This is a genomic window from Vibrio sp. BS-M-Sm-2 (assembly GCF_041504345.1).
Classification (GTDB): Bacteria; Pseudomonadota; Gammaproteobacteria; order Enterobacterales; family Vibrionaceae; genus Vibrio; species Vibrio satsumensis.
Window position 1 is genome coordinate 2,107,030 of sequence record NZ_CP167894.1, and the last position, 24,881, is coordinate 2,131,910.

The window sequence follows — 24,881 nt, forward strand, 5'->3', positions numbered from 1 at the left end:
ATTTTTAACATGCCCCCGCAATTGGGTGCAAATTAAGCATTGATTTAAAAGTTAATAACTTGATCTAGGTTGCAAAGCACACAGCTTTTACCCTTCAATCAGTGTTAGAATACTTGCCATCAAAACTAGACAAGATTGAATTGGAATTTAACGGAATGACCGAATTAAAAAACGATCGCTATTTACGCGCACTTTTAAAACAGCCTGTTGATTACACACCGGTATGGATGATGCGCCAAGCTGGCCGCTATCTTCCTGAGTATAAAGCAACGCGCGCTGAAGCAGGCGATTTCATGTCTTTGTGCAAAAACGCTGAACTGGCATCAGAAGTAACACTTCAACCTTTACGTCGTTTCCCGCTTGATGCGGCAATCTTGTTCTCAGACATCCTAACTATCCCTGATGCAATGGGCTTAGGTTTGTACTTTGAAACAGGTGAAGGTCCTAAGTTTGAGCGTCCTATCACGTGTAAAGCTGACGTAGAGAAGATTGGCCTACCTGATCCAGAAGGTGAGCTTCAATACGTAATGAATGCCGTTCGTCAGATCCGTAAAGACCTGAAAGGCGAAGTGCCTCTGATTGGTTTCTCTGGTAGCCCATGGACTCTAGCGACATACATGGTTGAAGGTGGAAGCTCTAAAGCATTCACTAAGATCAAAAAGATGATGTACGCAGAACCACAAACGCTGCATCTGCTTCTAGACAAGCTGGCTGACAGTGTTATCGAATACCTGAACGCGCAAATTAAAGCGGGTGCTCAATCGGTAATGGTATTTGATACATGGGGTGGTGTGCTGACTCCTCGTGACTACAACCTATTCTCACTGCAATACATGCACAAAATCGTTGATGGCCTAATCCGTGAAAACGAAGGTCGTCGTGTACCAGTGACTCTGTTCACTAAGAACGGTGGCATGTGGCTAGAATCTATCGCAGCAACAGGTTGTGATGCGGTTGGTCTAGACTGGACAATCAACATCGCAGATGCAAAAGCTCGCATCGGCGACAAAGTTGCTCTGCAAGGCAACATGGATCCTTCAATGCTTTACGCTCAGCCTGAACGTATTCGCGAAGAAGTGGGCAGCATCCTAGAAGGCTTCGGCGACGGTGTTACAGGTCATGTATTTAACCTAGGCCACGGTATCCACTTAGATGTACCGCCAGAGAACGCAGGTATATTCGTTGACGCTGTTCACGAATTATCTAAGCCTTACCACAAGTAATTCTGAGTAAGATGATTGAAAGCGCTGTTGGGAAACCAACGGCGCTTTTTTATTGCCTGAAATTGGTATTTGATCGCGGTTTAATCTTGTTGTGTGCAGTTAATTCGGCATTTGGATCATGGTAGGCCAAATGCTCTGAGATATGTTTCCTGATATAGGGAATGACTTCACTTTCAAACCAAGGGTTCTTCTTTAGCCAGATATTATTGCGTGGCGAAGGGTGAGGTAATGGCAAAAACTCAGGCGCCCACCTTTGCCAATCTCGCACGGTTTCGGTCAGTGTGCTGGTGGTTTTGTTTGTTAGGTAATGGTTTTGTGCGTACTGGCCAATCAGCAGTGTCATTTGAATATTGGGTAGAGATTGCAGCACTTTGTTATGCCAAAGCTCCGCGCACTCTTTGCGTGGTGGCAGATCGCCACTCTTTCCTTTACCTGGATAACAAAACCCCATAGGCACAATCGCGACCTTTTGCTCGTCGTAAAAAGTATCGCTATCTATCCCTAACCATTCTCTTAATCTCTCACCACTGGCATCATTCCAAGGGATCGACGACTCATGCACCTTGATGCCCGGTGCTTGACCTATGATCAGTAAGCGTGCGTTTGGGTGTGCTTGAATCACTGGATTGGCGCCGTGCGAGAGGTGAGGCTCACATGCTCGGCATTGTCGTATCTCTTTAAGTAACGAAGAGGACATCAGTAACCTTTATCAAAATCGATGACATGATTAAGTGTAAAACCATCTCGCCACTGTTTGTAATTCTCTGCGAAGATCTCTACCACCTGTCTTGGCTCACTGAGTGCAGCAATGTGTGGCGTAATCGTCACTTGCGGTAGTTTCCAGAAAGGGTGTTCCTGAGAGAGGGGCTCACTTTCAAATACATCTAAAAATGCGTGTTCTACCCATCTGTTTTTTATGGCGAGCAGCAAGGACTTATTGTCTAGGCATTCACCTCTACCGACATTGAACAGCAGCACATTCGAGCAGTAACCTAAGGTCGTTTGATTGAGTAATTGATAGGTTTCAGGCGTTGATGGCAAAGTATTCACCACAATATCGGCCTGCTTAAGGGCAGCCTCTATCTCATTGATGTGGAAAGTCTCTTTAAAGGCTTCTTGTTTGGATGGGATACCCGTACGGTTGACACCTATGGTATGAATACCAAAAGCCGCCGCGGTTTTTGCCAAATGACTGCCAATTGACCCTGTTCCTAAAATCACCATAGTTTTGTCAGTTAAGCTAGTATAAAGCTGTGGCTGCCAGTTTCGTTGTTGTTGATGCTGGTGGTAATGAGGGAAGTGTCTACAGTGACTGATTGTGTAACCCAACACGTATTCTGCGATAGCCGGGCCAAAGATGCCTTTGACGTTGGTTAGCGTATAGTCCTGACGCAGATCTGGCTGCGTGAGTTTATTGATTCCAGCATAGGTACTCTGTACCCAGTCTAGCTCTTTAAACTCGCCGAGGCGTTCTGCGATTAGAGGCGGTGATGCCAAGACAATCTGTGCTGATTTGGGGTTTCGAGTGATTTCTAGGTCGGGTAAATCCTGTTTTAGAATCAGTTGCGTATAGGTATCGTCATGCTCAGTAAGAATATAGAGCTTATTCGTAAAATTGTTCATCGGCTTACCTTTTCCCCCAGGGTTTATCAAGTACACTTTCGCTGTCTTTTTCTGCAATTATTGAGTGACTATGCTTCAGAATCCACTGCAGGTTCGTCTTGAAAAGTTAGAACCTTGGCAACAAATTACCTTTATGGCGTGTCTATGTGAGCGTATGTACCCTAACTATGCCATGTTTTGTGAGAATACAGAATTTGCGGAAGCTCGAATCTATCGTGATGTTTTGGATAGCATTTGGGAAATCTTGACGGTTAAAACAGCAAAGGTGAACTTTGAGCGTCAACTTGAGAAGGTTGAAGAGCTATTCCCTAGCGGTGATGATTTTGATTTTTATGGTGTTTACCCAGCAATGGACGCATGCCAAGGCCTAGCAACGCTAATTCATGGCCTGCTTGACCGTGAACATATGTTGGAAGCGGTAATTAAAGTGAGTCAACAATCGGTGAAGACGGTTGCTGAGCTTGAGTTTGCTCAAGGCGCTGAAGAAGTGACCAACGAAAACCAGAAAGAAAACGAAGCGGTATGTGAAGAGTGGGACGTTCAGTGGGCCATTTTCCGACCTCTACGTGAAACGACTGAGCGTGACTTAGAGCTGATCAAAGATCTACGCCACGAACTGCGTGAAGACCCAGTCAGTAACATTGGTGTTGCGCTATAATTCGCAATTGCACCAAAGCATGAATAAAAACAAAGGCTCCCTAGGGAGCCTTTGTTGTATCTGACGGTCTCAAATTTAGATTAAGCGTCTTTTTTGTCTTCGTTCTGCGCTTTATCTTTTGAGGCGTCGTCGTCCGTTGATTTTGCGTCTGAGGCATCGTTGTCTGTTGGAGTTTCTTCCTCTAGCTCGTCCTCTTCATCGCGGTTTTCGATAACACCGTGTGTCTCTTTCCACTTCTCCCAGCGTTGAAACGCCAGTTCTTGCATGTCGGTGGTTTTATCCGCTTCGTCGACGATCTCTTCACCTACAAGGTGCTCAAAGATATCTTCTAGGGTGATGATGCCCTGAATAGTGCCGTATTCGTCCACAACTAAAGACAGTTGCAGGCGGTTTGCCATCATCTGGTCAAAGGCCTTAGCCAAGCCCATGTTGTTCAGCAACACGTGGATAGGGCGCATTACTTCACCCAGAGCTTTTTCACCACAACCGGCTTGCTGCAATCTAAACAGCTCTAGGCGGTGAACAAAACCGATGATGTTGTCACTCTGCTCACTGTAAACCAACGGACGTGAGAATGGCGTGTCTTTATGTTGTTCTAGGAACGTGTTCACACTCATTTCCGCATCAACACGGAATACTACTGGGCGCGGCGTCATTACCTGAGTCACGGGTACATCTTGAATACCCAGTAGGTTGCTCAGGATTTTTGATTCGCCTTCTGCAAACTCGCCACTCTCTTTTGCCAAGATCGCCATTGCAGATAACTCATCACGCATTTTTGGTGCTTGGTGGCCACGAGCAAGACGTTTGGTGATCTGTTCTGAGAACCATACAAACGGTGTTAGGAAGAACACCATCCAACGAAGCACGCTTGCCGAAGCAGGAGCAAGTTGACGCCAGTAGGTTGCGCCAATGGTCTTTGGAACAATTTCAGACAATACCAAGATACCCAGCGTTAGCACGGCAGAGAAGACACCTAACCATTGGCTACCAAAAACGACAGCCGCTTGTGCACCTGCTGTCGCAGCACCGATAGTATGCGCGATGGTGTTGAGCGTTAAAATTGACGCAAGCGGGCGGTCAATATCTGTTTTCAGTTTGTCTAAAGACTCTGCTGCAGGGTGCCCATTTTGTTTTAGTTGAGCAATGTAGCTCGGACTAATACTCAAAAGTACAGCTTCCAAAACAGAACAAATGAAAGAAACTCCAATAGCAATGGAGACGTAAATAGTTAGCAGCAGCATGTTTGCCCTTAAATTAAATTGTACGCTTTAGCAGCGATTCAGCGTGGATTATAGTGAAAAAGTAGTGGCTAGGTCATCATTAATTTTGCTCTCAGCCCCTTTTAAACAAGGACTTGCTTAATAAAATCAGTAACAAATTGTGAGTTATTACTCATATTATGGCTAAAACTACGGCATTAGAGCTAAAGATCGACGACAAACCTTTGCCAGATGGGGCATTTATGTTTTAGAGTGAATTGAATTCAAAAATACAAAGAAGGGAAACCTAAAATGAACAAGACTCAATTAATCGACTTTATTGCTGAAAAAGCGGACCTTTCTAAAGCACAAGCTAAAGCTGCTCTAGAAGCGACTCTTGGCGGTGTTACAGATGCTCTTAAAGATGGCGATCAAGTTCAGCTAATTGGTTTTGGTACTTTTAAAGTAAACCACCGTGCAGCTCGCACTGGTCGTAACCCAAAAACTGGTGATGAGATCCAAATCGCTGCTGCAAATGTTCCAGCATTTGTTGCAGGTAAAGCGCTGAAAGATGCATGTAAGTCTTAGTTATATAGTTTCATAATTTGTGGATAACTTCAAAAGCTCTTGTTTACCAAGGGCTTTTTTTATTCTAAGTAAAAATTCTTCGAAATTTCGTTTCATTTAATTTGCACCTTTAAACATATTCATTAATAAAAAAATCGTTTCATAATTGACGCGTATTTCGTTGTTCTCTACTCTATAAATATTCGTGTATGAAAAATGGAGTTTCAATGTGAGCGAGGTAAATCTAGTCGATGTCACATTTGCAAAACTCGGTAACGTCAAACTAAAGCTTGTTGAAATAGATGGGCAGATTGAAATGCTAAGTGCGGGTTACCTGCTCCAGCGTTTCGATAGTGGGAGTAAGCCCAACACAGTAAAAAAAGATGCCCAGTCAATTCAGCACCTTTATCGTTTTTGTATATCTGACCATATAGATATTCACAGACATATCTCCTCACTGACACCGTTTTCGATGGGGTTTATCGAATCATATTCAGCTTATTGTTCAGCAGATATTAACACTGGAGAGCAGGTTAGTAGTGGGCATTACGAACAACGCATGAGAGTGAGCTGGCACTATATCAAGTGGCTATGGTTGTTTTATCAGAATCGAGCAAAGAATAGTTTAGACAGTTTACAGGCTGCTAAAATACAGTTTACCGCTATGGAAGAAGGATTTAAGTTGTATTTAAAATCTCCATATGCCTCTGCGGTGTCTAACAAAGAAGGTTTGCCTCCAGAGTTAAGAGGTAAATTCTTTAATATTATTAATCCTCTCTCAGAAAATCACTCTAATCCTTGGAGGTCCCAAAAGATTCGATGGCGAAACTATGCCCTCTTGTTGACGATGGTATTGGGAGGGAATCGCAAAGGAGAGTCCCTTTTACTTAAGCTCAATCACTTCTCATTATCAGGTCGTCGCAAATATTTTGAAATATTGAAATCTGGTGACATTGACTACCCTAGAAGTGAAGCTCCATCTGTTAAAACATTAGGTAGAGAAGTTGAACTAAACGATATGATGGCAAATATATTCGAACACTATATATCCCACTGGCGAACTCAATATAGAGGGGCTAATGAGAGTATGTACGTGTTCCTTTCAAATGTGGACGGAAAACCACTTAGCGTGCAAACGCCAAACGCAATACTCAATGAGCTAATAAAGAAACATCCAGAATTTTCAGGCAGGTTATCCCCTCATAGACTTCGAAATACATTCCACGACGTACTTAATGATGCGCTGAACTTGATGAACATTGGTGAGTCTTCGTTAAGTAAGAAATTAAATAAAACCCCAATACAGGAATACGCAGGGGGATGGAAGCGAGGTAGTGAAATGGTTAATCGTTACCCTAAAGGCTCAATACAGCGAGAGGTTGGGCAATTACACCAAATCATTCAAGGTAAAATATTAGAGCCAACTGAGTACGCAGAGGCTAAGAGAAAAGAACAAATTGACCAATCAGACGCCGAGTTTGAAGAATGGATGAATAGCTAATGATTACAAGCAATGGTGTTATTAGCGCTAATGAGTCGTTGTTAACGCTCGAAGAGAGAACAGTTCAGAATCGATTAGGATATAAAGTTGAGCTGTACGGTGAAACGGGCGAGTTTAATGATGTTGTGTTCATGCCCGATGATACTAGTGTGGTTCATAGGTTCCATTTTGCCAGTATCAATGAGTTGGAATTTGAGCTGAAAGAAATACTTAAAGGTTACTACGCCTACTTATTACCTCGTTACCTGCCTGATTCAATAAGAGCGCATCATGAAGCCATTGTTTGTTTGTCTGATAGTATTCTTATCGGTAATAAATTTGATGAAGCAATAGATGACGCTGTGATGGCGAACCCTGCACGTTTTGTTAGCCCTATTAAGTTACTTATTCGCTATTTAATAATACATGAATACGATGCGTTATCTTTTGACAAAGCGGAGGATATTTTAAGGCTTGAGGGATATACATCGAATAAAAACGCCTACTTGACCCTATTCACGATGGATGAAGAACTAGGCCCTTTTACTCGCGAGGAGTTACGAGTATTAAACGAAGCACTGAAAGATGAAGAGATTTATATTGATGATAGGTTGATTCTCGCGCTCTGTATCCAGTTTGGTTTAAGACCGATACAAGTATCGTTACTCAAGGAAAAGGATTTCATTGAAGATGTTGAGTTGGGGCTTTGTTATCTCAACGTTCCAAGAATAAAGCAGAAAGGTGCGCCGCATCGACGTGATGAATTTACTAAGCGCCCTGTTGATGTTGAATTGGCTGATCTAATTAAAAGGGTTATTAACAACAATCGCGAAAAATTCGATTACATTTCTTCCTCAGAACCTCCAATGTTTTATAGGAAGAGTATGCGTAATTGGGGAGGTAGACTTTATCTGGCTAAACATGTTAGAGAGTTTTACCTTGATCATAAGTTAGACTTTGTTTACCACTTACAGCCTCAAACTGTGCGTTCAAGACTACAAAGCTTGGTTAATTATTTACCGTCATCTCCAAGAACAGGAAAGCAATTTCACCTAACGCCTTATCGTTTCAGGTACACCGTTGGCTCTAACGCAGTCATGGAAGGCATGACCGAAGAGGAAGTTGCAGACTTATTAGATCATAGCTCAACGCTTTGCGTTAAGCATTATTTCCGATATACCCGAGAAATGTGGGAGTTGCTTGAAAATTCCACGGCAAAAAGAACTGAGCAGCAGCACTTTACAGCAGCATGGAGTCGAGAAGAGGATTTAAGCGGTAATATTTACGGCAAAGAGATAATCGAACTTGACACCTATACAGCGATAGGTAAATGCCAAAAAGAAGCGGCTTGTTACTTGGAGCCAGCAGTAGCTTGTTATACCTGCGATAAATTTTGCCCTAACAAAGATAAAACGTCCCATAATAATGCGTTAGCCTCAATTCAAGACCGAAAACAACGGGTCGCCGATAGTGCATTAACAGCTCTATCTAAACAGCTTGATGAAGCCATAGCGGGTTGTGAAGCTGCAATTGCATATGCTGAAGGTGCAGAAGTAATCAGCATTAATGAAGGAAATGGCGATGAGTGATGTAATTAACCTAATTAAATTAAAGCAAGGAACTAATACTCAGAGCTTATCCGAACTTGAGCAGCAAGCAAAAGAACGTTTTGAATCGTTGCCGTTGATAGTTGGTTGTGTCTGGGGGGATGATAGTTGGTCATATCTGAAACTTAACCAAAAGGTTCTTTTTAAAATGATAGGTGGAGAACCTTTGCCGAAGGAATTGATCACCTTAAGTAAAGTTTTCTTAGTTAACATGCTTTGGAATCAAAGGTTGCGAGCAGAGCCGTACTCTTTCTCCCATGTTAAAAATTCTATTGAACCCATTAAGGTATGGGCAGAAAAGGGATTTAAACAATTATCAGATATAAATCAACGTGCGTATGATGCGTTGATCGCTTACTTGGGTGAAAGGTACGCCGAGCCAACCACTAACGGCGTGAGCTTAAATCGAGTCATAAATTACCTCAATGATTGCCATTTGTTGTCGTCCAATATCGATACAGTGAATATATGTAAAGCATTGGGAAACACAGATGAATTTGGTCGAGTTCAAGCAAAAAAAGAAAAGATGCCTTTGCCAGAGCTGGTGAAAGCGGTGATTCATCTTAAATGGGCTATAGATGATAGGTTTGATGGCAGTACAAAAGCTATCAACGACAAATTGTGTATTCTGACCCAAGTATTCCAGTATGGGTTAGGTTTAAGGCTTGGAGAAGTATTGCGCTTACCGCTCAATCCGTTAATTGAAATGGATGGAGAAGTGTTCTGCCTTGTGTGGACTGAGAAAGGCTCCGAGCCAATGGCGAGATATGTTCCAACAATATGGCGTAAACCATTTAAAGATGCCGTTGATGAAATACACAAGCTCACCAAAGTCTATAGGGACATAGCAATTCAGTTTGAACAACATGGGGCATTGAGTTTTTTTGATGAAAGATTTGATGTTTATGTTCAAAAAAAGGAATCTTCTTTTGAAAAAAAGGTTCGTCAGTTAGATGGCTTATTATTGTCAAAGAAGTTGGCCGCAGAAAAATTGTGGCAGCTAAAAACAAAAATCAGCAACGGTGAACGATTCGAGCTTAAGGAACTAGCCAGTATTTTACCTATATCCTCTGGCGCTAAAGGTGCCACTTCCCTACTGAAATATTACAGAAATATGGGGTTTGAGGTGGTAAGTGAATCGCTAGGGACTTTTAAAAATAATCACTATGCTACAGGCGAAGCCATTGTAAATGGCATTGATGAAATAGTAACAGTGAGAGCTACACACGTTACTGTGTTGGAGCTACTTAAAATACTCAACATTTGCTCAGCTGATGGTGAGAACTATCGTTCAAAAGATACCTTTATCCGAAAAAAGGTAATTACGCTATATGGTAACTATATTGCACTTACCTTTGCTAATGACGTTAAATTAGAAAAGGTATCAAAGGTGGCGGTTATTAGTCGCGAGGATGCACTAGATATCATACGAGCCTATACACTTGGTGGTTACGATCACCACAAACAGATACCTCTCAAAGAACTAGAAAACATCTTGCCTGAATTTTTTACTCAAAATACAGCGAATAAGACTTACCTTCAAAAGCTTGTGAGTAATGAAAAGGTCACTTTTTATGTAGCGTCGATAGGAAAAAGAGAGTTTACGAAGGTAAAAGGTTACTTGGCTGATTTTGATAAAGTAAAGAGCCATTTTCGGGCGCAGTATGAACGCATGAATTTAGATATCGAACGGGAGTTAATCGAAAAGTCTATTCATGAATATGAACAAGATCATATCAAGATAAGCTCGAAATCCTTCAGTATTCGTCAAAAACCATCAGAGCATTTATTTCTGCGTGCAGGAATAAGCGGAGGAAAATCCTATGAACACTTACCTCAGGTTTTAGGGTATTTCGCTGTAACTTATTTCTTTGGAGGTAATGATAGGCAGGACAGCGCTTTTGTTCGTTACGAAATCGACGTTGATGATCATGTAGCTAATAGTTGGCAAAGCCACAAGGGAAGGCACTGGCAAACGACTAGCTTATTTAGAGCAGGCTTGGCTGAATTGGTCGTGAATAAGTGGATGGGACGAACAACAGGGCAAGGTGAAAACTACGATCATAATACTGGGCGTGAACGAGCAAAAGTTGTAGGTGATGCCATGTTAAATGACTCAGAGCGCTTTTTAGGTGATGTCCCAGACAAGGTAAGAATGTGGAAACAACAAAAAATTCCAACCAGTAGTTTGCCTGAACATTTAAATTCTACACTTCAATCAATTCAATATAGCCCAGTAGGTTATTGCACGAGGCCCTTATACCTAAAGCCTTGTGAGTTTAACTTAAAATGCCTAACAGGTAATAAAGGTAAAGGGTGTAAACACTACATATATGATTTACATGATCCTTCTCATAGGGAAAAAATCACCGCAGAGCGCGATAGGTCCTCCTTAGAGCTATCCAGGCTATTTGAGGTATACGAAAAAGGGGTTGAAGCAGCCAAGATGCACATTGAGCACCATATGGTAATCCTTAGAAACACTACATCGATATTGGATAATGCAGAAATCATTCTAAATGATAGTCAGCTCGATAAGCTCCAAGACTTTATGCCATTTAAAAAGGATGGTTCATTTCCTGATGATTGCCCATTTCAGTGTGGAGGTAATGAGTAATGGCGACGACCAAAGAAGAGTTTGAAAGTGCATTTAAAATATTAAGTCAATTTGAAAGACAACTCATACCTGCTGAAGAGTTTGGCTGGGAGTACATTACCAGCCGAGTGAAGCCTTCAAAGCCAACTCTATGGAGAAACCAGGACTTTCGTGATGAATTTAATCGCGTAAAGATACTGGTTAGGGCTTACAAAGGTGGGAAGGCAATTTATGATCTTAATGCTTCGAAGGAATCAGCTAAGGATGCTGAGATAAACAAACTAAAAAGGAAAATTGAAGATCTAGAACATCAATTGTCCAGAGAAAGAGAAAGGCTTGCTTATGCCGCAGTAGTAGCAAGACGAGAGAATATTGATCCTATTAAGTTTGAAGAAAACTCTCCTCTTCTGGGGGCTATTGGACGGAAGAAAAAATATGGCTAACGGACAACAAAAAGCGTAACAAAACCTTGAGGCATTTGAGGCCTGGAAAGCCACACAGACGATCGATGAGTTTAAACAAATCGTATTCAGAGGTCAGCTTAATCGTATTGAAGTGGCAAAGGGGATTGGTTGTGGAAAAGCGGCTTTAAACCAAAGTTCAGCCCTCAAGAAAACACTCAAAGCCTTAGAAGATGAGCTGCGCGGTAAAGGTGTCCTGCCATCGTTGACCGGCGCTGCCAAGAAGAATGAGTGCAAACCTCAAGCCTACGACAACACAGAAAATCGAAAGCATCTCGATTCAAAGCGGAGGGCGTCATTAGAAGCTGAGAACATTGAATTGAAAGCCAAGCTCAAGGAGCTTGAAAGCGACTTGAGCGTTTTGGTGAGCTATCTGAAACCTTATCCGAAATGGGATTGATGCCACGATGAATAACGCTTTGCATGAAGACCAAATGCGTGTCACCAGCATCCCTTATCGCTCGGCCAAGATGGTGATATTCAGCGGTGTACCGCTGGCGAAAGACTCTTACAAAACCAATAGTGGGAAGTATTACGTCACCATCAAAGCCGACCCCGATAGCATCCCTGCGCTTCCAAAGCTGGGTCTGCATTGGTCAGCCAAAGGCACTCGCAAGATAGAAAATATGGAGATGGGTGATTATGTTTTGCAGCAGCATACTTATGAATCACCCAGGTATATTGAATGCACTTTACCCGAAGCAGGAGAGCAACTGATACGCTTTATCGCCAGAGAAAGTAACTTCAAGGGTATTGGCGAAAGCAAAGCTAGGGCGCTCTGGCAGCTCTTGGGTAAAGACTTCCATGCTACACAGAGAAATGACACCCCAGACTCTAGAAAGCGTCTAACATCGATTCTGAGCGAAGATTCAGTGGAAGCGCTCTTTAAGGGGTACGCCAAATATAAAATCTGGCACATTGCAACTGGATGAGCGAGCACGACATCCCCGTCAGTGTGCAGCAACGGTTGCTCAAACATCACGGTGAAGCTTCCATAGAGGTCATTAAGGATAATCCTTATGCTTTGATGGGCTTTAGTCTTTCGTTCAGTGCCATTGAAGATATTATCAAGGTAACGGATTTTAAGAGCGATGTTGCGAAGGATGACCCATGAAGACTCAGCGCTGCTCTGGAAATGGCGATTCGCAAAGAGATTGAAAAAGGTCACACCTATACCACTCATGCCAATGTGCGCCCTTACCTCAAAAAGCTACTGAAAGACAAAACACTGGTCACACAGGCGTTCCAATCAGGTCATGATAAAGCTCAGTACATTTTAAATCCCGACACAGGAGCTTACCATCCAACGGCGCAAATTCTGATGGAAAGTGTTGTTGCCAAACGGCTAAATACACTGATTAAGCGAAATAACTTGTTTGATGAAAACGCCAATGCTGCGTATTGCTCTGCGGTTGCGGAGCTTCCCTACGAATTAACGCTTAAACAAATCGAAGCCGTCGCAACGTGTCTGGATAACTCGGTAAGCTGTATTACGGGCGGTGCAGGAACAGGTAAGGCAACGGTACTCAGTGTCGGAAGACAATATAGTTTGTTCTATTCCAATAAAGTCCGAAAATTTTTGATGCTCTTTGTCCTAGTCTGTCTTTTGTTGTAGCAAGCTTTTGCCCCTAAATGAGTTACGCCTTAAAGTTTAAACAACGTTCAATTCTCCTTTATATTCAAAAAGAAGTGAGAGGCAAAATGATAACCTTGACTCCATTTCCCTTTGCATAAAATGAATGAAAAGGATACTCACGCTATGCTGATTCTGACTTCACTAGAAAAATCAATAAGCCAATATGAAGGTGGGTGAATCATAAACTGTAGCCAGAGAACGCCGGGGGAGCGTTTAGTTCTGCAATTGGTTGAGGCACAACTTCTATTAAGTAATTGTTGACTAAGAGCAAAGCTCTGCAAGTTAAAGATAGTAAAAACTGGAATTTGGACATAATATGCACCCAAAAACACTGCAACAAAACTTACTAAGCGCAGTTTGTTTAGGTGTCAATGAGATGCAATTTGAGAGGTCATTTTGAACAATTCTTGGGTAAAAGTAATAGCAATTACTGGTTCTGTAGGTGTATTTGCTTTTCTGTTTAGTTTACTTATGGGTCATGTGTTTAGCGAAAAAATCGTAGATTTACTTGGCTCAGAAAAAGTCTTCTACATCATCGTCGCGTTTATATCTATTTTCGCCATATGCACTTTAGTCGCTTTATTCAAGCCTCGACGCCAAAGCGATAGCGACTCCAATGGAAATGTTTCTGAATCAGGAACGCCCAAGTCGCAATCAGAATCCTTGAAAAAAGACATTTCAGTAACATATAACGGCAACTCAACCCACAACGGCGATAATCACTTCTAGCATGAACCAACAAGTTTCTGTCAATTATAACGATGAATCAGCTCACAATGGAGATAATATTTTTACTCCATTGAGCTCTCTTGAACAAGCTGTTGAACAAATCAAAAAAACTCTGGGAAGTCAAAACGAAGCAGTGGAAATCATCGAAAACCTAGCGGATTACATCACAGATCACCCCAACAGAGAGATCATAGGTTTAGAAGCCAAGCTTTCAAAAGGCGACCGCCAAGAGCTCACAGATAGAGCAGTTTTGCTTAAAAATAGATTTGAAAGAAAACTAGCAAAAAACCAAATGTCACTGGCAGAGCAGCACGTATATGTTCAACTACTATCTACAATTAGCTGTATTTGGCATTCGAAGATCAAACCACTAATTGACCTTGAAACTTCAAAAAACAGCATAGATCAAGCCATATTTGATGACCTCATAGAGCCTGTCCATAAAGCAGTTGTTCGCTATGACACTTTGGCCACATCAGAGTTGGTCAGCGGTATGCTTTACTTTCTTACAGGCAAGTGCCATTTAGTGTGGGAGCCATCATGCTGATTTATCATCCTGCACAAGATATCAACCATTGTGTATATCGTTTACTTTCGATAATGGAAAACACCACACATCAAAAAATCAAACTAGATACTTATCGATTAATCGATTTTTATACTCTTTTTCCTTACTTAGTATCGCTGATCAAACCGCTACCGAAACCTCTGGATAGACATAGAAGTAAGTTTAGTGATGTTTCTGAACCTTTCGAAGCGCTTAAGAATACTCGCCGAATTCTATTTGAACTCGAGAATTTGCAAACCGTAGCCATTCAGAACTTATTGGCAAAAAATCTTTTGGATAAAGAATATTTTGATAAAGGCTTTATCAAACGAACCGAACTATCACTACCATCTTCACTTGAAAAAGAACTCATCAATTCAACTCTCGCTCAAGAAGGTTGGTTTCGTGCTCTAATTGATGATTTGCCTAACGTTAAATTTGGTGGAAAAACGGGACTGAAAGCTAGGACTGGCTTAATGGAATACCGTTACGATCTGGAGAAATAATGAGTCGCTCTAAACTATTTATCAACCGCTTTGCGGTCTATGCATTGGGTAAGTTTGTTTACGAAGAAAGCTTCCACACTGGAGTAAACATTATCAGGGGCGAAAACGGTACGGGCAAGTCTACAATTATAGACTTGATTAGTTACGCTCTGGGGGCAGAAATTACCGATTGGACAAGAGAACAGCTCAAATGCGACTATGTCATTGCTGAAGTAAGCATTAACGGTCATATCGCAACAATTAAGCGCACCATTACACCAACAGGGCAAGAGCGAGCACTTTTCTTTGATGGCGATATGACACGTGCCCTTGCGACTGAAGAGGGATGGAACAAGTTTTCTATGCGTCGCAACCAAGATACGCATAGTTTCTCTCAGCACCTATTCGAGTTATTAAATCTACCCCGCCATCAGACTGATGATAGTAAAAACTTAACTATGCATCAGATTCTTAGAGTGATGTACGTTGATCAGCTTTCTGCAACTAATAAGCTCCTCAAAGAAGAGACAAAGTTTGACAACATCACAACCCGCAGAGCTATTGGTGAATACTTGCTGGGGATCGATACTCTTGAGGCGTACAACTTAAGGCAAGATTTAATAGAAGCCAACAAGACATTCGAGAAGGTAAATGCAGAGTTAAATGCGATATATCGCATGTTCGGTCATGATGAGACCTTGATTAACCTTAAATCTCTGCATTCCGAAATCAATAAAGTAAAATCAGATATAACTGAACTAGAAAAGATGCGTCAGCAAGTCAAAAGTACACCTACTGAGCAGGTTTCTAACGATGTTGCACTTAAAATCAAATCATTGGTTAAAGGTATTGATGACCTTGCACAAGAGTTAACGACACTAAACTCTAAGCGTGATGCTATAGCAGCAGAGATACGTGAAACTTCTGCTTTTTTGAGGTCTCTCGAGTATAGAAAAGATTCCCTAGCGCAATCTCAGGTTACCTACAGCAGTCTAGGCTCAATCACATTCAAATATTGCCCATCATGCCTTGAACCTTTGGCTGTAAGTGAAGACGACTCATGTTGCCTTTGTAAGTCATCAAAACAGCATAACGATAAAGATTTCGCGTACTCTCAGTTATTCAACGAGTTAAACTTCCAGATCAAAGAAAGTCAAAAGCTCATCAATAGTTTTCAAGCTGATATCGCCCTAATTGAATCTAAAGTTCCATACGTAAAACAAAAGCTTTCAGCTTCAAAAGCAGAACTAAATGCGATAAATGTATCTAATGATGACAAAGATGCCATTTTACAAAATCTATCTACGGAAATCGGATTTTGTCAGAGCCAGATCATTTCGCTAGAAGATAAGAAAGAGCAAGTGACAAAGGTTGACGTCTTACAAACAAAGAAAGCAAAAGCCCAAAAACGTATAACAGATATTCAAGCTCAGTTAGAGAAAATTACAGTCCTTCAAGAGAACAGGTATGTATCGGTATATGAATCTATTGAGTCAAAAGCCAAAGACCTTCTGATGCTAGATGGAGGTTATGAGATAGCATTTGAAGAGCCTGAGGAGATAATATTCGATTTTGCTAAAGACAAAATGTTTGTGAATGGAAGAAGCAAGTTTTCAGCAAGCTCAATGGTTGTAATGAAAAACAGCATACGCTTTTCAATATTTTCTCATGCTGTTGATGACACCTATGCTCGACTTCCTAACCTAATTCTCATGGATAATATAGAAGACAAAGGGATGCGCGAAGAGCGCAGTCAAAACTTCCAGCGTCATATGGTTAACGTTTGTGATTCTATAGAGAGTGAATTTCAGCTGATATATACAACCTCAATGATAGCTGATGAGCTTGAAGGAACGACAATGTGTGTAGGGCCATTTTATCCTAAAGGGTGCCATACCTTAGAGCTTTAATACGATACGGTATTGTTTATTAATATGTTATCTAAAGTGCAATCAAGCCAAAATTGGCTCTCACAATTTCTTCCTGAACACCGTAGTATTGCGGAGCAACTTCTAGACAGCTTGCATATAGTTTCTTCTGAGGATATGCGTAGTGACCTAAGAGTTTTGATTGAGGATATTGCATGGGATCGCTTACAGAAAGCGGCGTTACTTCCGATTAGAGAGTGTACAGCTCAAGAATCTATTTACGACACTCAAAACCCCACTATTTCTCCAGTCTTGCAATCTGCAACTGAGAGTTTAGGGAGCGAAGCATTCGTCAGTAACTTATACACAGAACTTACTCGAGCCAGAAAGCGCCAATTTATGCTAGAAAAGGTTCGAGTTAATGGCGAGGATAAAGAGTTAGCCCCATCACTATCCTTTATGAAACAACATAAGTTTAAAAGCCTGTTCTTAGTTGATGACCTTATTGGCTCTGGCGATAGAGTCGTATCGTATATTGATGCGTTATTTCGCAACAAAACGATTAATAGTTGGGTTTCATATGGTTACATCAAGGTTCATATTGTTAGTTTTATGGCCACTGATGAAGGCAAGCGCATTGTATCTAGAGCAATCAAGCGGCGGAAAAATGTGTCTTTACATGTAATGCATAGAGCACCATCTATAAGTGACCTTGCAGGTAGTAAAGCGTTAGAATCTTTGTGCAAGTCGTATGCAGACAAGAAGACACAATACCCACTAGGCTACAAAGAAAGCGCTGTTCGTGTCGTTTTTACACATTCAGCACCCAATAACCTTCCATCGATCTTATATCGCCCTATATATAAAAAATTTCGTCCAAATAATGCCCCATGCCTAAATCTTTCTAAATGGGATCCAATGTTCCCAAATCGGACAATTCCCCAGCAGTTCAAGCAAGATTTAGCGGCTATAAAAAGAAAACCATCTTCAAGAGTAGACATACTACACCTACTTGAACTCTTGAAAAACGGTGCCAACAAGCGTGAGGATATAGCTCACCTTATGAATAGGGGTTCCGCATATATACAAACGCTTTTGGATTTATGTGAAAGAATGGGTTTTCTGACTCAGAATAGAGCGCTTATTGGTATAACTAACCAGGGTTTATATGAATTATCCCGACCCGCTGGTGCAAGTTATACTATTGAAAAAAATGAAGAATTTTATTATCCTTATTAGCGAGCGAGACTCTATGTCTCTATGCTAGTGTTAGTTAGCTGGTTTACAGTTAACCTCCTCAACAAAGAGGGGATCTAGGCTTCGTTTCATGAAGCTTGGCATATAGAACTTAACCACATGCCTTGTGTTTGTTGTTAACTTGCACAATGGAATATGTATCGCTTTCATGCGTACTCTATCTCTTCATCTTACTCACGGCGTGAGTCTTAGATCGCAAGATGAAGAGATACAGCGCAAATCGATAAAGGTAGCATTTTGACTATTGTCTCGACTCACCCTTACTTACTAAAAGGGCTGGAAAAGGGCCGCTCCCAGCAGGCGCTATACTCTCTTATGGCTCAAGCTCATAAGTTGGAGGGGTTAGGAATTCCCTACATACACAGCTTTCTGCATTTCGCCCACCTAACCAAACTTTCAGAGTCTTATATAAGATCCATAGTAAACAGACGTAACTCAAACTATACCTCATACTCCATACCAAAGAGATCAGGAGGAAGTCGATACTTGCATAGCCCGAGCGATGAACTAAAGGCTTTGCAACGTTGGATAAATGGCGAAATTCTTAATCGATTACCTGTGCATTCAAGTTGTTATTCGTACCATAAGGGTAGCTCCATAGTACAGTGCGCAGAAAAGCACTGCGGCTCTAAATGGTTGATTAAATTAGACATAGAGAACTTTTTCGACACAATTAACGAAGTTGAAGTCTACAAGGTTTATCGAAAGATAGGATATAAACCACTTATTGCTTTTGGATTAGCTAGAATTTGTACCTATCAACCTAAATCGGTAATCCAGAACAAAAAAATTGGGTTCAGTTCAACAAAAACTCTGACGAAATGCCGTTTCAGAAGAAGCATATTCGTTATTTTGGGCGTGTTCCCCAAGGGGCTCCGACTAGTCCTATGCTCTCAAACTTAGTATTAGCCAACCTAGATGAAAAACTAAGCAATTATGCTCAAAAACGTGGCGGCATCTATACACGTTATGCTGATGACTTATTTATGTCTTTTAGCCAGAATAACTTTGATAGACAGCAAGTAAGCCAGGTAATAGGCAGTGTTTTAAGCCAAGTAAAGTCTTATGGTTATAATCTTAGAAAATCTAAGATTAAGGTAATTCCCCCTGGTTCAAATAAGGTAATTTTGGGGCTAAGTGTAAATGACAAGCAGGTAAGACTAACTAAGCAATACAAACAAAATATAAATTCTCATATTTACGGAATGGTAAAATTTGGAGTTGATAAGCATGCTATCCATCGAGGTTTCGATAGTGTATTTGGTATGATTGATCACGTTTTTGGCTTGATAAATTATGCAAAAACAATTGAACCAGATTTTGGATATACAAAGTATCAAGATCTTCAAGACTGCCTTCGCAGCTCAGGACTTTCCTACACCTAAATCGGTTAAAACCTGCCGCACTCTACTACGTAGTCATCCAAATAAATTTAGCAATACAGCTGACAAGCTTTTGTCCAAAAATGCGCTAAAAGGACAGTTTACCTCACTCCAGACTAGGTTCGATACAGTTGGTACTTAGTAACTAGGGCTGCTCTGATGACCTGCTGAAATCGTGACAATTTTCGGTTTAAGACGTACCTTCGAAGGCTGGTAAGCTGCTAGTCAATCATGGTTTACCTTTGTTCGTTACCTAATGGTAGGCAAATTGGGGCCTGAGGCGTTTTTTTGTTAAGCCCAATGGACTGTGGTAGCTAAATTCGCAGTGCTCGCGGTTTTAGGTCATTTCGAAACGGGGCGTTTGGTGCCATTAACCGACTGTGAAAGGTGCGGCCAACCAAAAAACGCCTATTAAACTATGGGAACTGGAAACCAACAAGGCTTAGAAACCTATAGCCGTATTGCCTATGGGTTATGTACTTCCAGGTCAGAGCTAAAATACTCTATATATATGTTTTTAAAAGGCTATAATAGATCCAAGTTCAATCGAAATCGTGACAACTTGAAGGTTAATAGCCTTCATATTGGCACTGGTTGAAGGTTAGTAGGCAGACGGGAATCAATCATCAATACCTTTGTCCTTTGCCTTATGGTAGGGAAACGCGGGGTTGAGGCGTTTTTTGGTTGGTTCTATGGACTATGGTAGCTAAATTCGTTCTTCACGCGGTTTTTAAGTCAATTCGTCACGGTTTGGTAGGGAAAATCCGATTGGTGGCGGTTTTAGGTCCGGTGTAAGTACATTTAACCAAGGTAAAAGCTCAACACTTGAAGAGTGTAGGGTTCTATTAAACAGCGTAATAGACGCCAGTATTAAGTTTGAAACTAACTTAATACCAAGAAATACCTATCAAAAATGCTGGTTATGCTTATGATGGTACATGTATATAACTGGTTTTACTTGATGAAATCAACTCGCTCGTCTGATACGTAATCGAGATAAATGGAATCAAAGAGTACTTTGACAATTTTTGGTGATTATATTTTTAAGGGTAGCTAAGGCGATAGATGATTACACTAAATGTTTATTTTGGTTCTGTTAACGCACCGTACATATTAACATCCGAGCTTTTGAGCAGCATTCAAGAGAGTTACCCTGCACTCTATCCCGAATTTTTAAAAGATGAAGGGGCGCTAGAAGTAACAACAGTCAGGATTATCGATAAAGAGTATGCTTTTTACCCATCAGATGTAGAAAAAATTGCACTCCGGTTTGGTATTGATATTGAATTTAAGAAAGTAATCCTCTGACTTATAAAAAGGGATTGGCTGAAGTCATGTGTATGGTCAGAGAGAGTCTAAGTTGTAAATACTACAAGAATAATGAAATCTGACTATTCGTAACCTCCCTCAAGCTTCATATCAATGTACTGCAGTAATGCAGAAGCACCATATTTGTTGATAATGTCTTGAGGTGTTATATGTCCGTAGCTAGCCACCAAGTAGGAGGTATACCAACTTACATAATCTTCACCTAGATGACACAGCCTATCCATAATTAACTCAGTATCCACGCTAGAAACAACCTCTCTAATATTTTCCAACAGGCTTCCAATGTTCTGCCCTTTAGATTCATTGCATTTCATAGTAAAAGACCTTCTTCAGTGATTTTTTTGGGGGGGGGAACCCTAATTCAACTATACTCAACTTCGAGTTTGTGTAGCAATACTATGAAAAGTCAAACCTAAAAATGCCCAAATTTTCCATCTAGTTCAGTATCTCGGATTTTTTGACCATTTCGGAGTGACTGCTTCAGTGTTATCAGACACTCTCGTTAGCAACTTTTGTCATCCTTTTAATAATTCATGCTTCGCTAAATTAGCGATCTTTCTAAAACGGAATTGCCCCGAAACGTTTTAGCGGAATTATTCCTCTTAAAATGCTGAGCTTCATTTTTCCTTAGAAAATGGTATCTGGAATGCGTGCATAAATTGGTCATAGATTACAGCCCATTTGATCAGGTGTATCGCAAACACAATGACAAAACGCAGTGGAAGATTAACGCAGGCGTCAATGCCAACAAGCAACTTGGTCAGTTGATGTCACGCCAATACATGGGCAGTTACACCGACAGCAATACTGGATTGGTGAACCTTGATGGAAGACTTGGGCGAAGTGGTCCAAGATACCGCGACCACACTCATCTACATTCACGAGCAAGCGGGCTATGTGTCGATACCAAGTCAGGAAAGGAGTATTTCTAAGCGGCTTTAGACGCCTATCGAGTGACGAGGCTAAGCGAGACAGAGGGTTGAAAAGATTAAGAAGAAAGCGTGGCAAGTAGAGCTAACGGTGGGGCCTCCCTATCTGGCTAAGCCAGCAACCCCACATAGCACTCCGACTCACACAAGCTAGGCTTGCTGCGTGTTACGGCCGGGAGAATATCACCGTGTCACATTCGCTCTATTGAGTATATGCTTTGACATGGTTTGCAGAAACTATTGCCAAAACGGCGAAAACGTTCTGTAAGCGATTCTAAGCAAGGTGATTTATCCAAGTGCTAGCTCATGTTGTTTGAGCGAATAAAATTGAATCTACCCCGTTTAACGCCTGTTTAATTTTGATGTGTAGATTTGATAAGAGAATCTGTGAAGCAGAAGAGTTTTTTTGAGTAGATGGAGGTGTCACTATGCCTCTGGTTGTGTAATCCTTATTAATCTAAACTATTTTTAATGTTGGTAAGGATTAAAAACATGACAAAGAAGTCTGATCAAAACGGTGTAAAACCGCAACGCAGTGGCGGCGGTAACGGTAAACGGGTAATTATAGGTGAGGCATTTGATACAGCCCTTAACCGACAGATGCCCCAAGGCGGAAGAAAAGACGTAGAAACGATCATGCAACGTAGCGCCACTCCGCCCAACCCTGACTCTGGGGAACAAAACAAAAAATAGGATTTTAGATGAGCGAACTAGAAAAGAAAGCAAACAAAAGACATTGGGACTTGTTGTGGAACACTCGCTTAGGAGTGCGCTATCACATGCACCTACAAAATTACTATAGCCGTATAGGCAAAGGAATTACTGTTCTTTCGTTAGTTACTAGCTCCGCTGCATTTGCAACCCTTTGGGCCCAAGAACAAAACCTTGCAAAAGTTCTGGCTTGTATTGTGGCTTTGGCACAGATTTTAGATTTGGTTATCGATACCAAGGGTAAAGCGCTTTTGCACGCCTCTTTGCGCCAGAAGTATTTAGCCCTTGAGCTGGAGCTGTCAGACATCACTCAAGTTGTGGATGAAGATACTAAGGCGTTTGAACAAAAACGGATCAATATTGAGATTGAAGAACCACCTATATTTGATTCGTTAATTGATAAGTGTCACAACGAATTGGTTAAAGTTTACGACTTAGAAGATAAGTACATAGAGCCGATGGGTAACTGGCATAGCTTTAAAGCTTGGTGGTTGAGTTAGTAGCAATAGCTTGCCCATGTCAACAACAAAAAGCCCTAGCTGATGTAGTGAGCTAGGGCTTTCTTTTGACTTAAAGTTTTAAAAAGGGGAATAAACACCGCTAGTATCATCTCACCAAAGGTAAGATGGGTTGAACAATGCATCAAAGTGATTTTTTATCTGAATTAAATACAATTTTTGAGAATTCCAAGCACAGCCATAATAAAGAGTATGATTACGCTTATGCGATTAAAGAGCTAATCTCAAAGCCAGCTTTAAAGCTTTCATATCAACAGAAGTCTATAGCAGAAGCACTGATTCACATACTTAGCTATAAGATTGTTCCTGGGAAAATGAAGCTAGAGTTTTCTGACATTTGGTCTGTCAACGAAATTGACATAAACGACCTTCAGCTCATAAAAGACTGGATCACTCAACTAGATTCAGATTGGTTAGTAGCGCGATACTACGATGTATTGTGGTCCACTTTTGGCAACAGAATAGAGCATAATATTGAGTGCGCTATCAATGCCTATCAACACTTTCCAATTGAATATATGTTAGGTGATTTAGCCTACTGGCAAAGAGCAGTTTACCTATCTAAGGCTGCTAAACGAAAAAGAAACAAGGATAATCTAGTTAGAACATTGGCAGAGACAGCGCTAGTTGAAGACTGCACCTATGCTATTACAAAACTGCTTTTACAACTCGGTGAAATCGAGCCCTATGCTCAAGAACTATCAAAGTGCCTAGCTAACAAGGCTATCGAAAAAAAGGGACACTACCTAGCAGAGTCCTATTTAAAGCTTGCCTTAGAGGTGAAAGAAAAACATCCGAAAATCGAATTATCTAGGGAAGCTATCATTGATTTATTATGTGATAGCTTGCAATTTCGTGCCGCAGAGGATGAAAATAGCGGACAGTTTCAGGTGTCGGCTCAAAGATACAGAGAAGCGATTGTTCTTCTTCGTGGTTTGAATAACCAATACAAAAAGAAAAATGATGTGCAGACCAGAATTCAATTGATTGAAGCTCGATTGGTTCACCTACGTGAAGCTATTCAAAATCAGGCTCGAATGAGTGCAGTCGCAATTGAGATGGATCTTACTCCTTACTTGGAAATTGTAAGCGAAACCGTCAAAGGGCAGTCATTAGATGAATTAATCCAGTTCCCAGAAATGGAATACAGTCACCTTCTAAAGATCAACAAGGCTCGTGAATCACAAGGATTGTTTAGTCGCCTCTTCATCGGTTCCCATGTTTATAGTGATGTTGACGGTAGACAGTTGGGACGATTTGCTACAGGTTCAGACAGAAGCCAAGCGTGTTGAATGCTTCAAAACATTTGAAAGAAGTGCCCATTGTACCGCGGCAGGTTTCATTATTCCTGCGCTCAGAAAGCTTCGCGAAAACCTAAAACTCGATCTGGAATATTTTGAGAGTGTTGTTCGAGATTGTGTACTGGTTCCAGAAGAGCAAAAGAATATTATGTCAAAAGCGCTTTATCACGGTTACAACATGGATTTTCATAGTGCATTGATGATGTTCTGCCCTATGGTTGAAGCGATTCTGAGAAATGTACTAAAAAGAGCGGAAATCCCAACAGTCACAATAAATGAAACATCTGAATCAGAAAAGAGTATGACGTTGCTTTTGGATATAGCGTCTAACCACGGGATACTCAATCGAGAAACAGTCTTTAAGGCTGAAGCTCTATTTACTGACCCACTAGGGTTTAACTTCAGAAACAAAGTCGCTCATGGTTTGATTGATGATTATTCTGGTAATAGCTATGGGGCCGTATATGTTTGGTGGGTTTGCTTAAAGTGGGTATACATTTATAGGGCAATCCAATAACCAACGTTTATCTTACGCTACCCGACAAAACCGTAATCTGGCATTCAAACCACAACTTGGATGCCAGATAAGGCCATCAAAACTGACCTTTTGGCTACCTGCACTAATCGAAAAAAAAGGTACTTCCGTGAAAACGAAACTCATTTTTGTCCAAAAACGAGTTACGGGAGGCTCTTCTACAAGTGTGATACCGATGTTCAAGGAAAGTCATAGATGCCTAGCGAGTAGTGAGCTTTGCGAGCGTCAGGAATGGCT

General features: G+C 41.1%; 28 protein-coding genes. 24 read left to right on the forward strand and 4 right to left on the reverse strand.

The features are described from left to right. Positions 1–155: 155 nt before the first annotated feature. Complete coding sequence (gene hemE / locus AB8613_RS09555) at positions 156–1,223, forward strand: uroporphyrinogen decarboxylase (protein ID WP_372383759.1); 1,068 nt, start codon at positions 156–158, stop codon at positions 1,221–1,223. A 49-nt stretch (positions 1,224–1,272) separates the two neighbouring features. On the opposite strand, the gene AB8613_RS09560 is transcribed toward hemE, so the two are convergent. Together AB8613_RS09560 and AB8613_RS09565 are read right to left on the reverse strand one after the other, a co-directional pair. Next, positions 1,273–1,920, reverse strand: a complete 648-nt coding sequence (locus AB8613_RS09560; protein WP_372383760.1) for a uracil-DNA glycosylase family protein — start codon at positions 1,918–1,920, stop codon at positions 1,273–1,275. Further along, a complete protein-coding gene (locus AB8613_RS09565; RefSeq protein WP_372383761.1) occupies positions 1,920–2,846 on the reverse strand; it encodes a D-2-hydroxyacid dehydrogenase in 927 nt (308 codons plus the stop codon). Before AB8613_RS09565 ends, AB8613_RS09560 begins: the two co-directional genes overlap by 1 nt. 70 nt (positions 2,847–2,916) lie before the next feature. Between AB8613_RS09565 and AB8613_RS09570 the strand changes: the two genes are divergently transcribed. Beyond that, a complete protein-coding gene (locus AB8613_RS09570; protein ID WP_017062699.1) occupies positions 2,917–3,504 on the forward strand; it encodes a YjaG family protein in 588 nt (195 codons plus the stop codon). Between the two features lie 80 nt (positions 3,505–3,584). On the opposite strand, the gene AB8613_RS09575 is transcribed toward AB8613_RS09570, so the two are convergent. Next, positions 3,585–4,748, reverse strand: a complete 1,164-nt coding sequence (locus AB8613_RS09575; RefSeq protein ID WP_285953280.1) for a CNNM domain-containing protein — start codon at positions 4,746–4,748, stop codon at positions 3,585–3,587. Positions 4,749–5,018: 270 nt separating this feature from the next. Between AB8613_RS09575 and hupA the strand changes: the two genes are divergently transcribed. The 17 genes from hupA to AB8613_RS09660 all read left to right on the forward strand — a co-directional run bounded on the left by hupA (position 5,019) and on the right by AB8613_RS09660 (position 20,629). Further along, the gene (hupA, locus tag AB8613_RS09580; RefSeq protein WP_372383762.1) at positions 5,019–5,294 is read left to right on the forward strand and encodes a nucleoid-associated protein HU-alpha; all 276 of its coding nucleotides are present in this window, start codon (positions 5,019–5,021) and stop codon (positions 5,292–5,294) included. A gap of 208 nt (positions 5,295–5,502) precedes the next feature. Then, the gene (locus tag AB8613_RS09585; RefSeq protein ID WP_372383763.1) at positions 5,503–6,774 is read left to right on the forward strand and encodes a tyrosine-type recombinase/integrase; all 1,272 of its coding nucleotides are present in this window, start codon (positions 5,503–5,505) and stop codon (positions 6,772–6,774) included. Next, a complete protein-coding gene (locus AB8613_RS09590; protein ID WP_372383764.1) occupies positions 6,774–8,342 on the forward strand; it encodes a tyrosine-type recombinase/integrase in 1,569 nt (522 codons plus the stop codon). The genes AB8613_RS09585 and AB8613_RS09590 overlap by 1 nt, the downstream gene beginning before the upstream one ends. Continuing rightward, positions 8,335–10,977 carry a hypothetical protein gene (locus AB8613_RS09595; RefSeq protein WP_372383765.1) on the forward strand — a complete coding sequence of 881 codons (2,643 nt, stop codon included), beginning with the start codon at positions 8,335–8,337 and terminating at the stop codon, positions 10,975–10,977. The genes AB8613_RS09590 and AB8613_RS09595 overlap by 8 nt, the downstream gene beginning before the upstream one ends. Continuing rightward, the gene (locus AB8613_RS09600; RefSeq protein ID WP_372383766.1) at positions 10,977–11,399 is read left to right on the forward strand and encodes a hypothetical protein; all 423 of its coding nucleotides are present in this window, start codon (positions 10,977–10,979) and stop codon (positions 11,397–11,399) included. The genes AB8613_RS09595 and AB8613_RS09600 overlap by 1 nt, the downstream gene beginning before the upstream one ends. A gap of 79 nt (positions 11,400–11,478) precedes the next feature. Next, positions 11,479–11,817 carry a VPA1267 family protein gene (locus AB8613_RS09605; protein WP_372384813.1) on the forward strand — a complete coding sequence of 113 codons (339 nt, stop codon included), beginning with the start codon at positions 11,479–11,481 and terminating at the stop codon, positions 11,815–11,817. 7 nt (positions 11,818–11,824) lie between these two features. Further along, positions 11,825–12,349 (forward strand): hypothetical protein, encoded by a 525-nt coding sequence (locus tag AB8613_RS09610; protein WP_372383767.1) that lies wholly within the window; start codon positions 11,825–11,827, stop codon positions 12,347–12,349. Next, the gene (locus tag AB8613_RS09615; RefSeq protein WP_372383768.1) at positions 12,346–12,531 is read left to right on the forward strand and encodes a helix-hairpin-helix domain-containing protein; all 186 of its coding nucleotides are present in this window, start codon (positions 12,346–12,348) and stop codon (positions 12,529–12,531) included. Before AB8613_RS09610 ends, AB8613_RS09615 begins: the two co-directional genes overlap by 4 nt. Positions 12,532–12,552: 21 nt before the next feature. Then, complete coding sequence (locus AB8613_RS09620; protein ID WP_372383769.1) at positions 12,553–13,032, forward strand: hypothetical protein; 480 nt, start codon at positions 12,553–12,555, stop codon at positions 13,030–13,032. Between the two features lie 417 nt (positions 13,033–13,449). Beyond that, positions 13,450–13,782: a hypothetical protein gene (locus AB8613_RS09625; RefSeq protein ID WP_372383770.1), complete on the forward strand. Its 333-nt coding sequence runs from the start codon at positions 13,450–13,452 to the stop codon at positions 13,780–13,782. 1 nt (position 13,783) lies between these two features. After that, a complete protein-coding gene (locus AB8613_RS09630; RefSeq protein ID WP_372383771.1) occupies positions 13,784–14,329 on the forward strand; it encodes an ABC-three component system protein in 546 nt (181 codons plus the stop codon). Then, positions 14,323–14,835, forward strand: a complete 513-nt coding sequence (locus tag AB8613_RS09635) for an ABC-three component system middle component 5 (protein ID WP_372383772.1) — start codon at positions 14,323–14,325, stop codon at positions 14,833–14,835. Before AB8613_RS09630 ends, AB8613_RS09635 begins: the two co-directional genes overlap by 7 nt. After that, the gene (locus AB8613_RS09640; RefSeq protein ID WP_372383773.1) at positions 14,835–16,724 is read left to right on the forward strand and encodes a hypothetical protein; all 1,890 of its coding nucleotides are present in this window, start codon (positions 14,835–14,837) and stop codon (positions 16,722–16,724) included. Before AB8613_RS09635 ends, AB8613_RS09640 begins: the two co-directional genes overlap by 1 nt. Positions 16,725–16,736: 12 nt before the next feature. Further along, the gene (locus tag AB8613_RS09645) at positions 16,737–17,921 is read left to right on the forward strand and encodes a hypothetical protein (RefSeq protein ID WP_372383774.1); all 1,185 of its coding nucleotides are present in this window, start codon (positions 16,737–16,739) and stop codon (positions 17,919–17,921) included. A gap of 333 nt (positions 17,922–18,254) precedes the next feature. Then, positions 18,255–18,842, forward strand: coding sequence for a reverse transcriptase domain-containing protein (locus AB8613_RS09650; protein ID WP_372384814.1), 588 nt, complete (start codon positions 18,255–18,257; stop codon positions 18,840–18,842). Further along, positions 18,761–19,324: a reverse transcriptase domain-containing protein gene (locus AB8613_RS09655; RefSeq protein WP_372383775.1), complete on the forward strand. Its 564-nt coding sequence runs from the start codon at positions 18,761–18,763 to the stop codon at positions 19,322–19,324. Before AB8613_RS09650 ends, AB8613_RS09655 begins: the two co-directional genes overlap by 82 nt. 1,062 nt (positions 19,325–20,386) lie before the next feature. After that, positions 20,387–20,629 (forward strand): hypothetical protein, encoded by a 243-nt coding sequence (locus AB8613_RS09660; protein ID WP_016768170.1) that lies wholly within the window; start codon positions 20,387–20,389, stop codon positions 20,627–20,629. Positions 20,630–20,712: 83 nt separating this feature from the next. Here AB8613_RS09660 and AB8613_RS09665 read toward each other — a convergent pair whose 3' ends face one another. Beyond that, entirely contained in the window at positions 20,713–20,892 is a 180-nt protein-coding gene (locus AB8613_RS09665) for a hypothetical protein (RefSeq protein ID WP_241819636.1), read from the reverse strand. 408 nt (positions 20,893–21,300) lie between these two features. On the opposite strand from AB8613_RS09665, the gene AB8613_RS09670 reads away from it, so the two are divergent. The 5 genes from AB8613_RS09670 (at position 21,301) to AB8613_RS09690 (ending at position 24,626) form a co-directional block, all read left to right on the forward strand. After that, positions 21,301–21,582, forward strand: a complete 282-nt coding sequence (locus AB8613_RS09670; RefSeq protein ID WP_372383776.1) for a hypothetical protein — start codon at positions 21,301–21,303, stop codon at positions 21,580–21,582. A gap of 489 nt (positions 21,583–22,071) precedes the next feature. Further along, positions 22,072–22,272 (forward strand): hypothetical protein, encoded by a 201-nt coding sequence (locus AB8613_RS09675; RefSeq protein WP_372383777.1) that lies wholly within the window; start codon positions 22,072–22,074, stop codon positions 22,270–22,272. Positions 22,273–22,280: 8 nt separating this feature from the next. After that, positions 22,281–22,790 (forward strand): hypothetical protein, encoded by a 510-nt coding sequence (locus AB8613_RS09680; RefSeq protein WP_372383778.1) that lies wholly within the window; start codon positions 22,281–22,283, stop codon positions 22,788–22,790. A 137-nt stretch (positions 22,791–22,927) separates the two neighbouring features. Then, entirely contained in the window at positions 22,928–24,100 is a 1,173-nt protein-coding gene (locus AB8613_RS09685) for a hypothetical protein (protein WP_372383779.1), read from the forward strand. Then, the gene (locus AB8613_RS09690; protein WP_372383780.1) at positions 24,066–24,626 is read left to right on the forward strand and encodes a DUF4209 domain-containing protein; all 561 of its coding nucleotides are present in this window, start codon (positions 24,066–24,068) and stop codon (positions 24,624–24,626) included. The genes AB8613_RS09685 and AB8613_RS09690 overlap by 35 nt, the downstream gene beginning before the upstream one ends. The last annotated feature ends 255 nt before the right edge of the window (positions 24,627–24,881 follow it).

What these genes read in the sequence shown, in the direction of transcription:
- hupA (WP_372383762.1), top strand. Translation starts at nt 5,019, where the DNA reads ATGAACAAGACTCAATTAATCGACTTTATTGCTGAAAAAGCGGACCTT.
- AB8613_RS09570 (WP_017062699.1), top strand. Translation starts at nt 2,917, where the DNA reads ATGCTTCAGAATCCACTGCAGGTTCGTCTTGAAAAGTTAGAACCTTGG.
- AB8613_RS09565 (WP_372383761.1), bottom strand. Translation starts at nt 2,846, where the DNA reads ATGAACAATTTTACGAATAAGCTCTATATTCTTACTGAGCATGACGAT.
- AB8613_RS09610 (WP_372383767.1), top strand. Translation starts at nt 11,825, where the DNA reads ATGAATAACGCTTTGCATGAAGACCAAATGCGTGTCACCAGCATCCCT.
- AB8613_RS09680 (WP_372383778.1), top strand. Translation starts at nt 22,281, where the DNA reads ATGAGCGAACTAGAAAAGAAAGCAAACAAAAGACATTGGGACTTGTTG.
- AB8613_RS09650 (WP_372384814.1), top strand. Translation starts at nt 18,255, where the DNA reads ATGGCTCAAGCTCATAAGTTGGAGGGGTTAGGAATTCCCTACATACAC.
- AB8613_RS09630 (WP_372383771.1), top strand. Translation starts at nt 13,784, where the DNA reads ATGAACCAACAAGTTTCTGTCAATTATAACGATGAATCAGCTCACAAT.
- AB8613_RS09660 (WP_016768170.1), top strand. Translation starts at nt 20,387, where the DNA reads ATGATTACACTAAATGTTTATTTTGGTTCTGTTAACGCACCGTACATA.
- AB8613_RS09655 (WP_372383775.1), top strand. Translation starts at nt 18,761, where the DNA reads ATGCCGTTTCAGAAGAAGCATATTCGTTATTTTGGGCGTGTTCCCCAA.
- AB8613_RS09620 (WP_372383769.1), top strand. Translation starts at nt 12,553, where the DNA reads ATGGCGATTCGCAAAGAGATTGAAAAAGGTCACACCTATACCACTCAT.
- AB8613_RS09615 (WP_372383768.1), top strand. Translation starts at nt 12,346, where the DNA reads ATGAGCGAGCACGACATCCCCGTCAGTGTGCAGCAACGGTTGCTCAAA.
- AB8613_RS09560 (WP_372383760.1), bottom strand. Translation starts at nt 1,920, where the DNA reads ATGTCCTCTTCGTTACTTAAAGAGATACGACAATGCCGAGCATGTGAG.
- AB8613_RS09685 (WP_372383779.1), top strand. Translation starts at nt 22,928, where the DNA reads ATGCATCAAAGTGATTTTTTATCTGAATTAAATACAATTTTTGAGAAT.
- AB8613_RS09640 (WP_372383773.1), top strand. Translation starts at nt 14,835, where the DNA reads ATGAGTCGCTCTAAACTATTTATCAACCGCTTTGCGGTCTATGCATTG.
- hemE (WP_372383759.1), top strand. Translation starts at nt 156, where the DNA reads ATGACCGAATTAAAAAACGATCGCTATTTACGCGCACTTTTAAAACAG.
- AB8613_RS09600 (WP_372383766.1), top strand. Translation starts at nt 10,977, where the DNA reads ATGGCGACGACCAAAGAAGAGTTTGAAAGTGCATTTAAAATATTAAGT.
- AB8613_RS09595 (WP_372383765.1), top strand. Translation starts at nt 8,335, where the DNA reads ATGAGTGATGTAATTAACCTAATTAAATTAAAGCAAGGAACTAATACT.
- AB8613_RS09590 (WP_372383764.1), top strand. Translation starts at nt 6,774, where the DNA reads ATGATTACAAGCAATGGTGTTATTAGCGCTAATGAGTCGTTGTTAACG.
- AB8613_RS09675 (WP_372383777.1), top strand. Translation starts at nt 22,072, where the DNA reads ATGACAAAGAAGTCTGATCAAAACGGTGTAAAACCGCAACGCAGTGGC.
- AB8613_RS09635 (WP_372383772.1), top strand. Translation starts at nt 14,323, where the DNA reads ATGCTGATTTATCATCCTGCACAAGATATCAACCATTGTGTATATCGT.
- AB8613_RS09575 (WP_285953280.1), bottom strand. Translation starts at nt 4,748, where the DNA reads ATGCTGCTGCTAACTATTTACGTCTCCATTGCTATTGGAGTTTCTTTC.